This is a genomic window from Rhizobium sp. BK379 (genome assembly GCF_014193955.1).
GTDB lineage: Bacteria > Pseudomonadota > Alphaproteobacteria > Rhizobiales > Rhizobiaceae > Rhizobium.
The window spans coordinates 1026689-1040744 of record NZ_JACIAD010000002.1 but is presented as its reverse complement, the minus strand read 5'-3'; the positions used below and the strand labels follow the sequence as shown (position 1 = coordinate 1040744).

Annotated in this window: 16 protein-coding genes; 6 read left to right on the top strand and 10 right to left on the bottom strand. The window is 60.0% G+C overall.

Annotated features, from left to right (window positions below):
• Positions 1-197: 197 nt before the first annotated feature.
• Both FHT93_RS16155 and FHT93_RS16150 read left to right on the top strand, forming a co-directional pair.
• Positions 198-722 carry a DUF5330 domain-containing protein gene (locus FHT93_RS16155; protein ID WP_113146375.1) on the top strand — a complete coding sequence of 175 codons (525 nt, stop codon included), beginning with the start codon at positions 198-200 and terminating at the stop codon, positions 720-722.
• Between the two features lie 211 nt (positions 723-933).
• A complete protein-coding gene (locus tag FHT93_RS16150; protein ID WP_183848309.1) occupies positions 934-1356 on the top strand; it encodes a SufE family protein in 423 nt (140 codons plus the stop codon).
• A 94-nt stretch (positions 1357-1450) separates the two neighbouring features.
• Here FHT93_RS16150 and FHT93_RS16145 read toward each other — a convergent pair whose 3' ends face one another.
• The 10 genes from FHT93_RS16145 to FHT93_RS16100 form a co-directional block, all read right to left on the bottom strand.
• Positions 1451-1876: a YciI family protein gene (locus FHT93_RS16145; RefSeq protein ID WP_029868904.1), complete on the bottom strand. Its 426-nt coding sequence runs from the start codon at positions 1874-1876 to the stop codon at positions 1451-1453.
• A 261-nt stretch (positions 1877-2137) separates the two neighbouring features.
• Positions 2138-2569, bottom strand: a complete 432-nt coding sequence (locus FHT93_RS16140) for a MucR family transcriptional regulator (protein ID WP_007821525.1) — start codon at positions 2567-2569, stop codon at positions 2138-2140.
• Between the two features lie 438 nt (positions 2570-3007).
• A complete protein-coding gene (mnhG, locus tag FHT93_RS16135; RefSeq protein ID WP_029868903.1) occupies positions 3008-3340 on the bottom strand; it encodes a monovalent cation/H(+) antiporter subunit G in 333 nt (110 codons plus the stop codon).
• The gene (locus tag FHT93_RS16130; RefSeq protein WP_029868902.1) at positions 3340-3651 is read right to left on the bottom strand and encodes a cation:proton antiporter; all 312 of its coding nucleotides are present in this window, start codon (positions 3649-3651) and stop codon (positions 3340-3342) included. Before FHT93_RS16130 ends, mnhG begins: the two co-directional genes overlap by 1 nt.
• Positions 3648-4127 carry a Na+/H+ antiporter subunit E gene (locus FHT93_RS16125; protein WP_029868901.1) on the bottom strand — a complete coding sequence of 160 codons (480 nt, stop codon included), beginning with the start codon at positions 4125-4127 and terminating at the stop codon, positions 3648-3650. Before FHT93_RS16125 ends, FHT93_RS16130 begins: the two co-directional genes overlap by 4 nt.
• A complete protein-coding gene (locus FHT93_RS16120; RefSeq protein ID WP_183848307.1) occupies positions 4124-5671 on the bottom strand; it encodes a Na+/H+ antiporter subunit D in 1548 nt (515 codons plus the stop codon). The genes FHT93_RS16125 and FHT93_RS16120 overlap by 4 nt, the downstream gene beginning before the upstream one ends.
• A 61-nt stretch (positions 5672-5732) precedes the next feature.
• Complete coding sequence (locus tag FHT93_RS16115; RefSeq protein ID WP_183848305.1) at positions 5733-6110, bottom strand: Na+/H+ antiporter subunit C; 378 nt, start codon at positions 6108-6110, stop codon at positions 5733-5735.
• A complete protein-coding gene (locus tag FHT93_RS16110; protein ID WP_113145913.1) occupies positions 6110-6529 on the bottom strand; it encodes a Na+/H+ antiporter subunit B in 420 nt (139 codons plus the stop codon). Before FHT93_RS16110 ends, FHT93_RS16115 begins: the two co-directional genes overlap by 1 nt.
• A gap of 265 nt (positions 6530-6794) precedes the next feature.
• Positions 6795-9152 carry a putative monovalent cation/H+ antiporter subunit A gene (locus FHT93_RS16105; RefSeq protein WP_183848303.1) on the bottom strand — a complete coding sequence of 786 codons (2358 nt, stop codon included), beginning with the start codon at positions 9150-9152 and terminating at the stop codon, positions 6795-6797.
• A 129-nt stretch (positions 9153-9281) separates the two neighbouring features.
• Positions 9282-9485 carry a hypothetical protein gene (locus FHT93_RS16100; RefSeq protein ID WP_029616312.1) on the bottom strand — a complete coding sequence of 68 codons (204 nt, stop codon included), beginning with the start codon at positions 9483-9485 and terminating at the stop codon, positions 9282-9284.
• Positions 9486-10038: 553 nt separating this feature from the next.
• On the opposite strand from FHT93_RS16100, the gene FHT93_RS16095 reads away from it, so the two are divergent.
• The 4 genes from FHT93_RS16095 to FHT93_RS16085 all read left to right on the top strand — a co-directional run bounded on the left by FHT93_RS16095 (position 10039) and on the right by FHT93_RS16085 (position 13931).
• Complete coding sequence (locus tag FHT93_RS16095) at positions 10039-11700, top strand: SulP family inorganic anion transporter (protein WP_246781612.1); 1662 nt, start codon at positions 10039-10041, stop codon at positions 11698-11700.
• A 227-nt stretch (positions 11701-11927) separates the two neighbouring features.
• Positions 11928-12722: a DUF2092 domain-containing protein gene (locus FHT93_RS16090; RefSeq protein WP_183848301.1), complete on the top strand. Its 795-nt coding sequence runs from the start codon at positions 11928-11930 to the stop codon at positions 12720-12722.
• A 23-nt stretch (positions 12723-12745) separates the two neighbouring features.
• Positions 12746-12946 (top strand): hypothetical protein, encoded by a 201-nt coding sequence (locus FHT93_RS35530; protein ID WP_029616223.1) that lies wholly within the window; start codon positions 12746-12748, stop codon positions 12944-12946.
• A gap of 85 nt (positions 12947-13031) precedes the next feature.
• Positions 13032-13931, top strand: a complete 900-nt coding sequence (locus tag FHT93_RS16085; protein ID WP_183848299.1) for a carbonic anhydrase — start codon at positions 13032-13034, stop codon at positions 13929-13931.
• The last annotated feature ends 125 nt before the right edge of the window (positions 13932-14056 follow it).

The window sequence follows — 14056 nt, the reverse complement described above, 5'->3', positions numbered from 1 at the left end:
ATGCTTAACGACATCTGTTAGAATTTGAGTGAAATGCCCCGAAAATACCGATCATTAAAATTTGAGATAAATTTGCCGCAAATGCCGATGAGTTTCGAAAAGCTGCATTCGCAACTCGGCTGTAAGGTGCAGACATACCGGACAACCGGCCCGATTCGGCGACAAGACCGGACGGGAAAAACAGGATGGGCAAGACAATGTGGTTTCTGATCAAAGGATCATTCTGGTTTGGCCTTGTGCTCGTCGCTCTCTCCGTTTTCTCTTCGGAGAGCTCCGACAATGCCGGCCACCCGCAATTGCAGCTTTCCGACGCCTTCACCGCGGCAAGCGGCGCTTACGTCTATATCACCGGCATGTGCTCCGAAAAGCCCGAGGTCTGCAGCAAGGGTGGGGAGACCCTGACGGCTCTCGGCTACCGGGCCCGCGAAGGCGCCCGTGTCGCCTATGAGCTGCTCGACAGCCAGTTCAGGGACGACAACTCCAAAATGGCCTCCGCAAAGACGGCCGTGCCGCCGGCGCCTGTCGCGCTTGCCGCTCCTTCCCTGCCGGAGGCCATCACTAATACAATGCGCGAGGCTCAGGCCGCGCTGAACCAGCCGATGCCGCACCTGCCGCAGCCCTACCGCCCACCGGTAGACGACGGCGCTTCGACCGAACGTGTGGTAACCGGAACCATTCCGGCCGGGTCGATCCCGCTGCCGACGCCGAAACCGGCGATCTGACGAATTTCGCGGGCACCTCGCCCGCACCCCAGCTTGCATCGGTGGTCCGCATGACGCGGAGATGCCCCATGCCTGACGTGCCTGCCCTGTTTATTTCAGCACTTTGCTGCGCCGTGAGGATGCCCATCCCTCACGGCGTTTCTTTTTAACGGTTCAAATCTGCGGTCGCTTCGCCTATATGAACTGATAATAGTGAAAGGCCTGAACAAGCATGGCGACCCTCGACCAGATCATCGACGACTTTTCCTTCCTGGACGATTGGGAAGACCGCTACCGCTACGTTATCGAACTCGGCAAGGCGCTGCCTGATCTGGCAGACGAGAAGAAGACTTCCGAGAACAAGGTGATGGGCTGCGCCAGCCAGGTATGGCTGGTCACGCATACAGCAGGCAATCCCGACAATCCAATCATGACATTCGAAGGCGATTCCGATGCGCATATCGTGCGCGGCCTCGTCGCCATCGTGCTTGCCACCTATTCCGGAAAGACTGCTGCCGAAATCGCCTCGCTCGATGCTTTCGAGATCTTCTCAAAGATCGGTCTGACTGAAAATCTCTCCTCGCAGCGCTCGAACGGCTTGCGCTCGATGGTCAACCGCATCCGAGAGGAAGCGCGCGTGCGGGCTACCGCCTGACAGGTGCGATCCGCACGAGAAAACAAGCCTTGAGACCAGACGGTTCGGCGCCCGGAGAAATACGCCGGCCGCCGAACCTGATCTTGACGATCCGTTATTTGCCGTTTGTCATCCTCTCACCGAGACGTTCGGCCCGCTCGGCAAGCTCCGGCGTCAGCGCCTCGCCGAAATCGGCCGCTTCGAACACCTGACGGATTTCGATCTCGCTCGGACCGAGCATTGGATTGGGGCAGCGCTTTACCCACTCGACGGCTTCGTCCATATCCTTGACCTGCCACAGCCAGAAACCGGCGATCAGTTCTTTGGTCTCGGCGAAGGGGCCGTCGATGACCACGCGCTTCGGGCCATCGAAGGCGATGCGCTTTCCCTTGGAAGACGGATGCAGGCCTTCACCCGCCATCATGATGCCGGCATTGACCAGATCCTCGTTATACTTGCCCATAGCCCCCAGAAGCTCAGTCGTGGGCATGATGCCCGCTTCACTGTCTGCCGTCGCCTTGACGATGACCATTACGCGCATGTCTCTTCTCCTCTTGTTTGCGGCGGCATGAGTGCCCGCCCGTCCTCGATCTTTCATGTCATTCCGTCGTTATCGCAAAACCGCTGCGCACTTTTGCGCGACATGCTTTAGAGACGGATGAGCAATCGCGGGACCGACATTTTTTGCCGCGCTTTTTTTGAAGATAGATGACGAGAGCCGAAATCACCGGAAGAGACGACCGGTAAATACAAAAAAAGCCGGGCAACAGGCCCGGCTCTTTATCATGCAGCGGTGCAATACTCAGCCGCGGCCGCGCTTGCGGCGCTGTCCCAGGCCCATTTCCTTCGCAAGGCGCGAACGCGCTTCGGCATAGGCCGGGGCTACCATCGGGTAATCGGCAGGCAGGTCCCACTTCTCGCGATATTCTTCCGGCGCGAGATTGTGATGCGTCATCAGGTGGCGCTTCAGGGACTTGAAGTTGCCGCCGCATTCGAGGCACGTAATCTGCTCGTCCTGCACGGACTTGCGGACAGAGACCGCAGGCTTCTGCTTTTCGACGACCGCTGCCACCGGCTGCGGTACGGATGTGTTGCTCAATGCCGAATGTACGTCGGAAATCAGATTAGCCAGGTCGCTGACCGGGACAACGTGGTTGCTGACATAGGCCGCGACGATATCGGCCGTCAGTTCCACAAGCAGCTCCGGCGCATTGCCGGTCGCCATATCCGTCATATTCTTTCTCCTGTTAGCATGCTCAAACGGTCCTTCTCCCAAAAAGACAAAGAACCCTCGTCGTAGAGCCAAACACCAAAAGAGCAGCTTACAGCCTTTGTTTCGAAAAACCGGAATCCACCCCTAGATTCCGAAGACCGTACTCTGCACCAATACTGCCTGACGGTGAGCTACTACGTATTCTTCCAGGCCGTCACCCAGTTAGACATTGACAAACAAGGCTAGGAGACCTGGAAGCAGTACGATTCTAATTCACAATCAGAACTCTACTTGGATTTTCAAATAGCATCGTTTTCGCAAAAGGCCAATTATTAATTGTGATTTTCCTAGAAAAAAAATCCATCACAAAGAATTGGTCAGCGGTTCAGCAAGCTTTACTCGTGCTTCCAGTGCATAAGTTTGCGTAAAATTGCTTAAAATTCTGAGTAGCCCTCGCCCTCAGCGCATTCGCATATCGTCACGTACTGAGATATCGGCCGGAAAATGTCCTGATATATGCGAAGCTCTCGCAAGAAGGTGTGCAGAAACCGGTGCAGTCAGGATAAAAAAGAGGAAACCGGCCAACGCTCTTGCAAGCACAGCAAGTTCGCCCGAATAAAGCCCGGCAGCAAGCAACAACAAACCGGAACCGACCGTGCCGGCTTTTGAAGCGGCGTGCATGCGCGTGTAGAGATCCGGCAAGCGCGCGATACCGATCGCGGCCACCAGGGCGAAGAAGGCACCTGCCAGCAGCAGGACCGCAGTGACGATAGCAAGCGCATAGTCCATTATCATTCGCCTCTCCCCTGCGTCCCAGATGCCACGGCTCTCCGCGAGAGCACGAAACGGGCGAAGGCGACGGTCGCCAGAAAACCGACGAGGCCGAGCGCGATGGCGATATCGATGTAAAGCGAAAACCCGGTGCGCACCGCAACGACGGCAATGAAACCAATGGCGATGCCCGTCATCATGTCGAGCGCCAGGATGCGGTCGGGAAGAGTGGGGCCGGCAATGACGCGCCAGACGGTCACAAAAAGCGCAATACAGAGAATACCGAGGGCTGCAATGGCGGCGGCGGAAACGATGGCGGCAGGCGTTATCATCCAAAGGCCTCCATGATACGGCGCTCGAAACCGCCAGCAATATCGCGCCTGACCGCGGCAGGATCGGCGCAGTCCAGCGCATGCACATAGAGCGTGCGCCGGTCCTCGGAAACGTCAACCGAAAGAGTACCCGGCGTCAGTGTGATGAGATTGGCAAGGAGCGTGATCTCAAAATCGGTTCTCACCGTCAGCGGGAATGCGAGGATACCGGGCGCCAGCTGCATACGCGGCGAAAGCACCGTCAATGCCACCCGCCAGGCCGAAAGCGCCAGTTCCCAAAGGAAAAGCCCCGCCAGCAGGAAGATGTGCCAAGGGCGGATGCGGCGCGGCGGCGAACGGCCGGCGAAGGCCTCGCGCACGACTGCGAGCGACAGCAGCGACAGGGCGAGGCCGAGAACGAAATTAAGCGGCGAGGCGCTGCCGGTTACGGCGACCCAAGCGACGGCAAGAGGCAGGCTGAGGAACAGGACTGTCATCGTATGGTCCCTTCCGGAAAGACGGAGAAGATATAGGCGGAGGGATCAGCAAGCCCGTCGGCGGCGGAGCGCGCGAGTTGCAGCAACTGTTCCGGCAGGAGACCGATGCCGATGACGAGGATCGTCAATGCCGCAAGCGGAAGACCGGCCGTCCAGCCGGTCCGCACCGGAGGGAGCGCCGGGGACGCGGGACGCCAATAGGCAAACAGGAAGACGCGGCCGCAGGCAATCGTCAACAGGAAGCCGCCGAGCAGGATCGTGCCCGCCAGCCACCACGCGCCGACATCGAGCGAGGCCTTGACCAGCAACACCTTGGGCCAGAAGCCGGAAAAGGGCGGCAGGCCGCAGGCGGCCAGCAGCAGCATCAGCGAAATCGCCGCGAACCAGCCATTCTGACGATAGAGGCCGCCGAGCGCAGCCAGCGAGAAGGAGCCGCCTCGCCTGCCTGCTTCGCCGGCCAGAAGATAGAGCGCCGTCATCAGCACTACCGAATGCAGTGCATAGAAGACTGCGCCGCCGAGGCCTTCGGCGGTGCCGAGTGCTGCACCGACCAGCATATTGCCTATACCCGAGATCACCACATAGCCGAGCAGACGACGCAGGTCGGTTTCGGCGAGGGCACCGAGTGCGCCGACGAGGACAGTCAGGGCTCCGACGACAGCTATCAGCAGGCTGAGCTCGTCGCGCTCGGCCGGCAGCAGCATGACCAGGACGCGCAGCAGCGCGTAGATGCCGACCTTGGTCAGGAGGCCGGCAAAGAGTGCGGAAACCGCGATGCGCGGCGTGTGGTAGGAGGCCGGCAGCCAGAAATTGACCGGAAAGGCCGCAGCCTTCATGGCAAAGGCGAGCAGGAAGAGGCAGGCGAGCGTCATCAGCGGCGCCGTGCCGCTCAAGGCTGCTGCCCGCTCGGCAATGTCGGCCATGTTGAGCGTGCCGAAGCTCGCATAGAGGATGCCGACAGCAATGAGGAACAGCGTCGTGGCGATGAGGTTGAGCACCGCATATTTCAGCGCCCCATCGATCTGCGCCCGTTCGGAACCGAGGATCAGCAGGCCGAAGGAGGAGATGAGCAGCACCTCGAACCAGACGTAGAGGTTGAAAATATCGCCGGTCAGGAAGGCGCCGGTGACGCCTGCCATCAGCAGCATCAGCAGCGGGAAGAAACCGTATCGGCGGCCGCTTTCGGTGGTATCTGACAGGGCATAGATGCCGGCTGCCAGGGCAGCGACCGCTGCGGCCAGCGCCATCAGCGCGCTGAAGACATCGACCGTAAAGGCGATACCGAAGGGCGGCAGCCAGCGGCCCATGACCATGGTGAGCGGGCCGTGTCCGACGACCTGCTGCAGGAGGGCAGCGTCAAGGAGCAGCAGGACTACGAGGCCGGCAATTGCGATCCATGCCTGCAGGCGCGGAAGGCTGCGCAGCATCAGGAGCAGCGCACCGAGGCTGATGCAGAGCACGACCGGCAGGATCGCCAGCCAGTGGGCGGGCGGGACGGGAGCGGTGACCATGGCGGCCGAGAGGTCGGTGACGGGGGCGGCCATTAGTGGGTGCCTCCCGCGAGGGTCGGCGCATGGGCACTGAACATCCGCATCTTACTCACGATCAATACCCCAAAGGCGGCAGCGGCCGGTCTTCAGGTTCGGCATCGTGCATGCGGGTCGTATCATCGGTGCCGAGCTCCTGATAGGCGCGGTAGGTCAGCACCAGCAGAAAAGCGAGGAAAGAGAAGGAGATGACAATGGCCGTCAGGATCAGCGCCTGCGGCAGCGGATTGGCCGCACCTGATGGCAGCATGTCGGCCCCGGCGGGTATGATCGGCGGCACGACACGGGTCAGCCTTCCTGCCGTGAAGATCAGCAGGTTCACGGAGTTACCGAGAATGGCGATGCCGAGCATCATGCGGATCGAGAAGCGCGACAGGATCAGATAGACAGCGGCCGAAAAGAACAGGCCGACGAGAATGGCAAAGAGCGCTTCCATCAGTCCAGCTCCCTTTCTTCCAGCGCCAGCGCGATCGAAGCGACGGCGCCGAGCACCACGAAATAGACGCCGAGATCGAAGAGCATGACGCTGGAGAGCGGCACTTCCACACCTGCCAGGACGGGATAGACCCAAAGGCCGGTCATGAATGGCACGGCAAAGAAGATCGAGATCAGGCCGGCGAGGCAAGAGAGCAAGAGACCGAAGCCGGCAATCGCCAATGGATGGAAGCGGATCGCCCGGCGCACCGCGTCCACGCCGAAAGCAATGCCGTAAATCGCCAGAGCCGAAGCGGCGATCAAGCCGCCGATGAAACCGCCACCCGGCTCGTTGTGGCCGCGCAGCAGGATAAAAACGGAAAAAAGCAGCATCAGCGCGGTGATGAAGGGGGCGACCGTACGGAAGATGAGGGTGTTCATCGCGTGCCTCCACAAAGAGACTGAGACGGCCGGGGACGTCTACAAACCTCCCTCATTCCTGTGCTTGTCACAGGAATCCAGCCACGACGCGTCTGCGTCGTGAATGACTCACTTGCAGCAAACCAAAGAGTCTCTCCTGCCCAAGGACTTGGGCAGGCTGGATTCCTGTGGCAAGCACATGAATGAGGTGAAACGGTAACGTCTCGCGATACCTCGAACGCTGCATTCGCTGCGAGGACAGAATCAGATTCCAAAGAGACCTGTCTCATGCCTCCTCCGCATCCGGATCGTTTGTCGCCAGCCGGCGCTCCGTGTTGCCGCGGATGCGGATCAGCGCAAGGATGGCGAGGCCTGTCACCGCCACGACGGCGATTTCGCCGAGCGTGTCAGTGCCGCGGAAATCGACGATGATGACGTTCACGACATTGGCGCCGTGGGCGATCAGCTTCGAATGGGCATTGAAGAAATCGCTGAGGGCCGTGTTGAACGGCGCCTGCGTGGCGCGCATCAAAAGCAGCGCGAAGCCGAGACCGCAGGCGAGTGAAAGTACGATATCGAAGAAGCGGCGGACGCCGTGGCGCGGATCGGTCGGCGACAGGCGCAGACGGGTCATGACGAGGGCAAGAATGACGACCGCGAGCGTTTCGACCATGAACTGGGTGAAGGCGAGATCCGGGGCGCCGAAGAGCAGGAAGATCAGCGCGACGGCAAAACCCTGAATGCCGAGCGATACGATCGCCGTCAGCCTGTCGCGGGCGATCAGCACGGCGACAAGGCCGAGTACGGCGATGACCATGATGCCCGCTTCGCGCAGGCGCAGGTCTGCAGGCCAGGCAAAGCCTGACGGCAGCCCGTCATTGATGACGAGCGGTACAAGCAGGATTGCGGCAACGCAGAGGAATGTGCAGGCGACGTAGATATCCAGCCGCCTTGGCTGGACGATGCCGATGAAACCGTGGGCGAAACGGACAAGTCCGGCGATGAAATGATCGAAACCGCGATCCGGGCCACGTGCGGAGTGCAGCACGTGGGCGACGAAAGCCCTGCTACGGTCGAGCTGCCAGTAAACAGCGATGCCGAGTACGATCGTCAGCAACGACAAGGCAAGCGGCAGGCCGATATGCGGGGTCAGCGAAATGGAAACCTCTTTGGGAGCGCCAGCAATAGCGGAGGCCATGGGCGAGGAGATCGCACTGTGGGTGACGCCGGAAAAGACTGCCGCAAGCGGACCTGCCAGAGCAAGGACGGCAGGGCCGAGCCAAAGCAGGACCGGCGCCTCATGCGGATGTTTGGGCGTCTCCACCAGTCTGCCGGCGAAAGGTCTCAGCCCCACCGCAAAGGCGATCGCAAACATCAGCGCATTGCCGAGGACGGCGATGGTGGTGGCAAGGACGGGATAGAGATCACTGCCGACGATAGCCGTATAAATTTCCTCCTTGGCGAGGAAACCGAAGAAAGGCGGCAACCCGGCCATGGAAAGTGCGGCGACGATAGCGATCGCAAAGGTCAGCGGCATGGCCCCTCGCAGGCCCCGCAGCCGCGTAATATTCCGCGTGCCGGTTTCGTGGTCGATGATGCCGGCGACCATGAAAAGCGCGCCCTTGAAGAGCGAATGCGCCACGAGATAGAGCACTGCGCCCTCAATGGCATAATCCGATCCGAAGCCGGTCAGCAGCACCAGCAGGCCAAGGGAGGAGACAGTCGTATAGGCGAGCTTCAGCTTCAGATCCGTCTGTCGGATCGCAAGCACCGAGCCGGTGACGAGCGTCAGGCCGCCAAAGACCGGCAGCAGAACCTCCCATGCGGGTGTTGCGCCCATGACCGGGTTCAGCCGCATCAGCAGATAGACGCCGGCCTTCACCATGGTGGCGGAATGCAGGTAGGCCGAAACGGGTGTCGGCGCCTCCATGGCGTTCGGCAGCCAGAAATGGAATGGAAACTGTGCCGATTTGGTGAAGGCGCCGCCGAGCACCAGCAACAGGGTGGCAAAATAGAGCGGGCTGCCTCTGACGACATCGCCGAACTGCATCAGTTCCGACAGCTGCGCAACGCCTGTCTGCCCCCAGAGCAGGAGCAAGCCGGCAAGCAGCAGCAGCCCTCCCCCGCCTGTGACGACGAGTGCCTGCAAAGCGGCGCGCCGTGCCGCCTGCCGTTCATAGTCGAAGCCGATCAGCAGAAAGGAGGTGATCGAGGTGAGCTCCCAAAAGATGAAGAACATCAGAAAGCTGTCCGACACCACGACGCCGAGCATTGCGCCCATGAAGAGGAAGATGAAGGAGAAGAACCGGCCCTGATCCGGATGGCCCTTCAGATACCCGCCGGCATAAAGCACGATCAGCGTGCCGATGCCGGTGATGAGCAGGGCGAAGGTGAGCGACAATCCGTCGAGGAACCAGGAAAAACGCAGGCCCAGGCCCGGCACCCAGTCATAACCGCCGGTTATGATTTCGCCATCAGCGATCTGCGGCACGAGACGCAGGAAATGCAGGAAGGCGAGCAAAGGGGCGACGGCGAGCAGCCAGGCGCCGCCTGCGCCGAAGGCACGAATGATAAAGGGAGCCGCAAGAGCGCCGATCAACGGCAGACACAGGGCCAGAAATGTCAGAGCCGTGACATCGGCCATGTCCCCTCCCCGTGAGCACGGATGAAAGCCGGCAATCAGCCTTTTCCAAGGCTTAGGTGAATCGGCTGATAGCCTCAAGCAATTTCGACAACCCGCAATGGATGCGGGCTGTGTTCACAGGCTTGACGTTCAGGAAAGGCGCGTGGCGAGACGCAAAACGGAACCGTGCAGGATGAAGAAAGCGAGCGGCAGCGGCCAGACCAGACAGGCGACCAGCCCTGCGATACGGAACACCGTCCAGCGATCATGATTGACCCAGCCCTCCAGCAGGGTCACACCCATGGCAATCGCGGCGACTGCGCCATACAGAACAATCATCAGAGTATGAAACACCGTTTGTCCCCGAAACACGCAGCATTAAGCTTATTGGCACACTAAAGATAAAGCACGGGTGATTCGTCGTCTTCCCCCGAATTGGGTAGATGACAATTGGGGCGCTGAAGCGGCACAGTCTGCTTTGGGGACTTGATCACACCGAGGTTTCCATCCTCAGGCACTCTCAGGACAGGCCGAGACGGCTATTGGCGGGCGAAAAAGCCGCGGCGACGGCCTTCGTCCCAAGAGAACATCAGTTCTCCTACGATGACCGCAAGAAAGATGTAAGCAACGACCCCCATACTCACTTCTTTTCGCACGTATTTTGCGTTATAATGACACCTCTTTTAGTTCGCACCCGTCCAGTAAACATCCAACTCTGCTGAGGCAGAGTGCGTGGCATGTGTATTCAATTGAGTTTCTACGAAGCGAGCACAAGGTTTTGAACTGGAGCAAGACAGCCGCTGACGCCGGGACGCGGCTATAGTGACATCGTCAAAATGCCCGGTGAAATGTCACGAAAGCGACTGAATTTCCGATCGGAGCAGTGGCCGTGTCCCACGAAACCCACATGGCAGTCAGTAGAAACGGTGGCGGTGCCTCGTTCGCGGCTGGCGTTCGGTTCGATATAATGGCGGGCCTTGTCGCCGCTGCGGTCGTACTGCCCAAGGCGATGGCTTATGCCACGGTTGCCGGGCTGCCTGTGAGCGTCGGTCTCTATACGGCATTCGTGCCGATGATTGTCTATGCATTGCTCGGCACATCACGCGTGCTGAGTGTCAGTTCGACCACCACCCTTGCCATATTGGCCGGGACCGAGCTTGGAACCGCCGTTCCAGATGGCGATCCAGGCAAGCTGGTCACCGCCGTTGCGACACTTGTGGCGTTGACCGGGGCTCTCCTCATTGCAGCCTCCGTGCTGCGCCTGGGGTTTGTGGCCAACTTCATTTCATCGCCAGTGTTAACCGGTTTCAAAGCAGGCATCGGCCTGGTGATCGTACTGGATCAGATACCGAAACTGCTGGGCGTGCATATTGAAAAGGCGGGCTTTTTCCGCGACATCATGAGCGTGGTCCAGCATATACCCGAAACGTCGCTGCTTACGCTGGCCATTGCAGCCGTGGCGCTGATCGCCTTGTGGATGATGGAAAGGCTCTGGCCCCACTCTCCGGCCCCACTCGTGGTCGTCGGCGCGGGCATTCTGGTATCCTGGCTCGCCGGTCTCAATGCCTTGGGTATCGCGACAGTCGGATTCATCCCGCGGTCGCTGCCGTCACTCACTCTCCCCAGCGCCAGTTTGGTCGAGCAACTCTTGCCCGGAGCGCTCGGCATCGCACTTATGAGTTTTACCGAAACGATTGCCGCGGGTCGGGCGTTTGCCGCACCGTCCGAGCCCCCAATCAGGCCCAACCGCGAACTTCTCGCGACAGGCACGGCCAACGTGGTCGGCGCATTCTTCGGCTCGATGCCCGCAGGTGGTGGCACTTCGCAGACGGCGGTCGTCCGCGCAGTGGGCGGGCGGTCCCAGACGGCCTCGCTTGTCACTGCTGCGACTTCTGCGGCCACAATGCTGTTCCTTGCGCCGCTGCTCGGCTTGCTACCACAGGCCGTTCTCGCCGCGATTGTGATCATCTACTCGGTCGGCCTCATCGCTCCGGCGGAATTTGCGGCCATCCGCAAGGTGCGGCGAATGGAATTTCGCTGGGCACTGGCGGCATTCCTCGGCGTGCTCGTGTTCGGTACGCTTCAGGGCATCGTCGTCGCGATCGTTCTTTCGCTGATCGGTTTGGCCAGTCAGTCGGCGAAACCGAAAGTTTACGTGATCGGCCGCAAGCCGGGCACTGACGTGCTCCGGCCGCTGTCTCCGGACCATCCTGACGACGAAACATTTGATGGTCTGCTGATACTGCGCCCGGAGGGACGGTTGTTTTTCGCCAACGTCCAGCAAGTCGCGGATCAGATTCAGGCATTCGTAGCCGAATACAAACCGAAAGTGCTCGCACTCGATATGAGCGGGGTCTTTGACATCGAGTATTCCGCTCTCCAGACGATGATTGAGAGCGAACGCCGCGTTACTGCCCAGGGCATAACCGTGTGGCTCGCAGGATTGAATTCCGATGTACTCGACTATCTACGCGCCTCCGGTTTCGCCGACAAGCTCGGCCGTGAGCGCCTCTTTTTTAGCATGAATGCCGCTCTGCAACGCCATTTGGAGCAAAAGAGCGGCAGCTAGGTATGGACTGGAGCCGGCAGCATTGCCGTGGTGCGTCGCTGCGCCGCTCTCCTTGGCATCTTCAATCTTTGCAATGCAGTCTTTTTGAGGGAGCAAGCTACTTCAGCCGAAAGTCGCTGGTGGACCGTCTCAGCGAGGGCCACACGAGCGCTGTAGGACAGTCCATCCCGCGCGTTTGTTTGAGCCACGCGGGTCGTCTTCTCACTATCTTAGCGGAGGAAACACCCATGCGATCTCGATCGGAACACCCCTTTCAGAATGCCCGCCTGCTTGCCGCTGGGCTTGCCCTGGCGGCGCTGACTTGCGCAACGTCCGCCCAGGCCGACGACACACAGGCGAAGAGCCTGCTAAAGGCGATGTCGGACTACATGGCAGCGCAGGACGCAATCTCCTTCGAATATGACACGAGCCTGGAGGTCGTTACCAAACAGAAGCAGAAACTGGCACTTGCAAGCTCCGGCGCGGTGAAGCTCAATCGGCCCGACAAGCTGAACGTCACACGCCAGGGCGGCTTCGCTAACGTCGAAATCGTTTTCGACGGCAAGACACTCTCGGTTCTCGGGAAGGACGCCAACCTTTACGCTCAGACGGAAGTGCCCGGAACGACCGACCAGCTGATCGACGCCTTGCGGGACAAATTCCATCGGCCGCTGCCGGCCGGCGACATCTTGATGTCGCACCCTTACGACGCGCTCATGTCCGAGGTCACCGACGTCAAGGATCTCGGGAGTGGCGTAATACGCGGCGAGGAATGCGATCACCTGGCATTTCGCACCAAGGAAGGGGTGGATTGGCAAATCTGGATTGCCCAGGGACAGAACCCCTACCCTTGCCGCTACGTTGTTACCAGCACCAAGGTCGCAGGCTTTCCGCAATATACGATTGACATACGGTCATGGAAGGCAGGGGCGGACGTGGCGGCAGGCGACTTCAGCTTCAAGGCGCCCGACGGGGCTCAAAAGCGGGATTTGAGCAAGCTTCCAGACGCTGACGAACTACCGGAAATATTCTCCATGAAATGATCGAACTTGAAAGGAGAGACGGCATGCTTAAATGGATCGCTATCACGTTGCTTGCTGTAGTCGCCGGGGGGTCAAGCATCGAATTTCGCGGCGCCCTCCCGGTCGAATTCAACCTGATGCCTTCCGCAGAGGCCAGGGTTGGGCGCCCGCTGACACCCGTCAGCGTCGCCGGCGTTGCCCGCAGGAGCGCAAGGCGATGCGCGGCAGGTGTCTATAACTGTTAGCCAAGGCAACTGCGCGCAGCGACCACGTCCTTTCAACGACAAACTGCGCGCAGCCGCCGGATCTGTCTGTGCAGGGGGTGTCGACATGGCAAAGGGCTCTACAGAAGACCATTCGTGTGAAACCTCTGCGTTGCTGGCCGAAGTGATCTATCGGTTCGCGTTCGATGCGCCACACAGGCCCCTGCCGCAGGATGCAGATGCTGCCCGTTTGCGGCTCGAGGCTGGCAATCGGGCTTTCGCCGAACTCCTGACCCGATTCGGATCTTCCAAGGCGACAACATTAAGTATCGATATCGACCCGCGGGATCTCGGCCTTTATCCAAGGGGCAGCGGCGCGCCAGTTCAGCAGCCGTTCGCGGCAATTGTTGGCTGTGCCGACGCCCGTGTTCCTGTCGAGCTAGTCTTTTCCGAGGGCCCGAACGACTTGTTCGTCGTCAGGACCGCCGGCAACGGCATCGGAGATGATGTCGTGGGGAGCCTGAGCTATGCGATCAGCCATCTCGGGGATAGTCTCAAGTCTATCGTGGTTCTTGGCCACAGCCGGTGCGGCGCCGTTTCTGCGGCAGTCGATGTCTATTTGCAGCCCGCCAAATACATGCACATCGTGCCGCTGAAGGATCTGCGGTGCATCGTGGACCGCACACTGGTCATCGTCCAGCTCGCAGCGACCTGGCTGGAAAGGGCTCATGGAGTGGAGGTCATTCGCCAACCGGGCTATCGCGCCGCACTGGTCGAGGTTGCGATCGTGCTGAACGCCGCTCTCACCGCCTATAGCATTCGGACGTGCCTCGGGCTAACCGGAAGCGCTTCGATCGATGTCGTTTACGGCATCTATCTTCTGGAGCAACGGCTCGTATGGGCGCCACGAGAAGAAGGGCAGAACTGGTTTGGGCTTGCGTCTGCGCCTCACGACGCGAATGAATTTGCTGTTCTGTGTGATCTCGTGGTTTCCTGCCCCAGGATACAGGCTTTGCTCGTTGCTTAGGGGCGTATCGAGAGCAGGAATAATCTCCGATCACGTGCGATGCCCCCAGGTTCAGCTCCCGGAGGCGCGATCCCAGTCTTGATCAATTGCACTCAACGCACCACATTTGCGCACGAAAAGAGATT

Coding starts and splice junctions, on each gene's coding strand:
- FHT93_RS16115 (WP_183848305.1), bottom strand. CDS start 6,110: ATGGAAGCGCTCTTTGCCATTCTCGTCGGCCTGTTCTTTTCGGCCGCT.
- FHT93_RS35530 (WP_029616223.1), top strand. CDS start 12,746: ATGCTTAAATGGATCGCTATCACGTTGCTTGCTGTAGTCGCCGGGGGG.
- FHT93_RS16110 (WP_113145913.1), bottom strand. CDS start 6,529: ATGAACACCCTCATCTTCCGTACGGTCGCCCCCTTCATCACCGCGCTG.
- FHT93_RS16120 (WP_183848307.1), bottom strand. CDS start 5,671: ATGGCCGCCCCCGTCACCGACCTCTCGGCCGCCATGGTCACCGCTCCC.
- FHT93_RS16130 (WP_029868902.1), bottom strand. CDS start 3,651: ATGATAACGCCTGCCGCCATCGTTTCCGCCGCCGCCATTGCAGCCCTC.
- FHT93_RS16150 (WP_183848309.1), top strand. CDS start 934: ATGGCGACCCTCGACCAGATCATCGACGACTTTTCCTTCCTGGACGAT.
- FHT93_RS16105 (WP_183848303.1), bottom strand. CDS start 9,152: ATGGCCGATGTCACGGCTCTGACATTTCTGGCCCTGTGTCTGCCGTTG.
- FHT93_RS16125 (WP_029868901.1), bottom strand. CDS start 4,127: ATGACAGTCCTGTTCCTCAGCCTGCCTCTTGCCGTCGCTTGGGTCGCC.
- FHT93_RS16155 (WP_113146375.1), top strand. CDS start 198: ATGTGGTTTCTGATCAAAGGATCATTCTGGTTTGGCCTTGTGCTCGTC.
- FHT93_RS16145 (WP_029868904.1), bottom strand. CDS start 1,876: ATGCGCGTAATGGTCATCGTCAAGGCGACGGCAGACAGTGAAGCGGGC.
- FHT93_RS16085 (WP_183848299.1), top strand. CDS start 13,032: ATGGCAAAGGGCTCTACAGAAGACCATTCGTGTGAAACCTCTGCGTTG.
- FHT93_RS16090 (WP_183848301.1), top strand. CDS start 11,928: ATGCGATCTCGATCGGAACACCCCTTTCAGAATGCCCGCCTGCTTGCC.
- FHT93_RS16095 (WP_246781612.1), top strand. CDS start 10,039: ATGGCAGTCAGTAGAAACGGTGGCGGTGCCTCGTTCGCGGCTGGCGTT.
- FHT93_RS16140 (WP_007821525.1), bottom strand. CDS start 2,569: ATGACGGATATGGCGACCGGCAATGCGCCGGAGCTGCTTGTGGAACTG.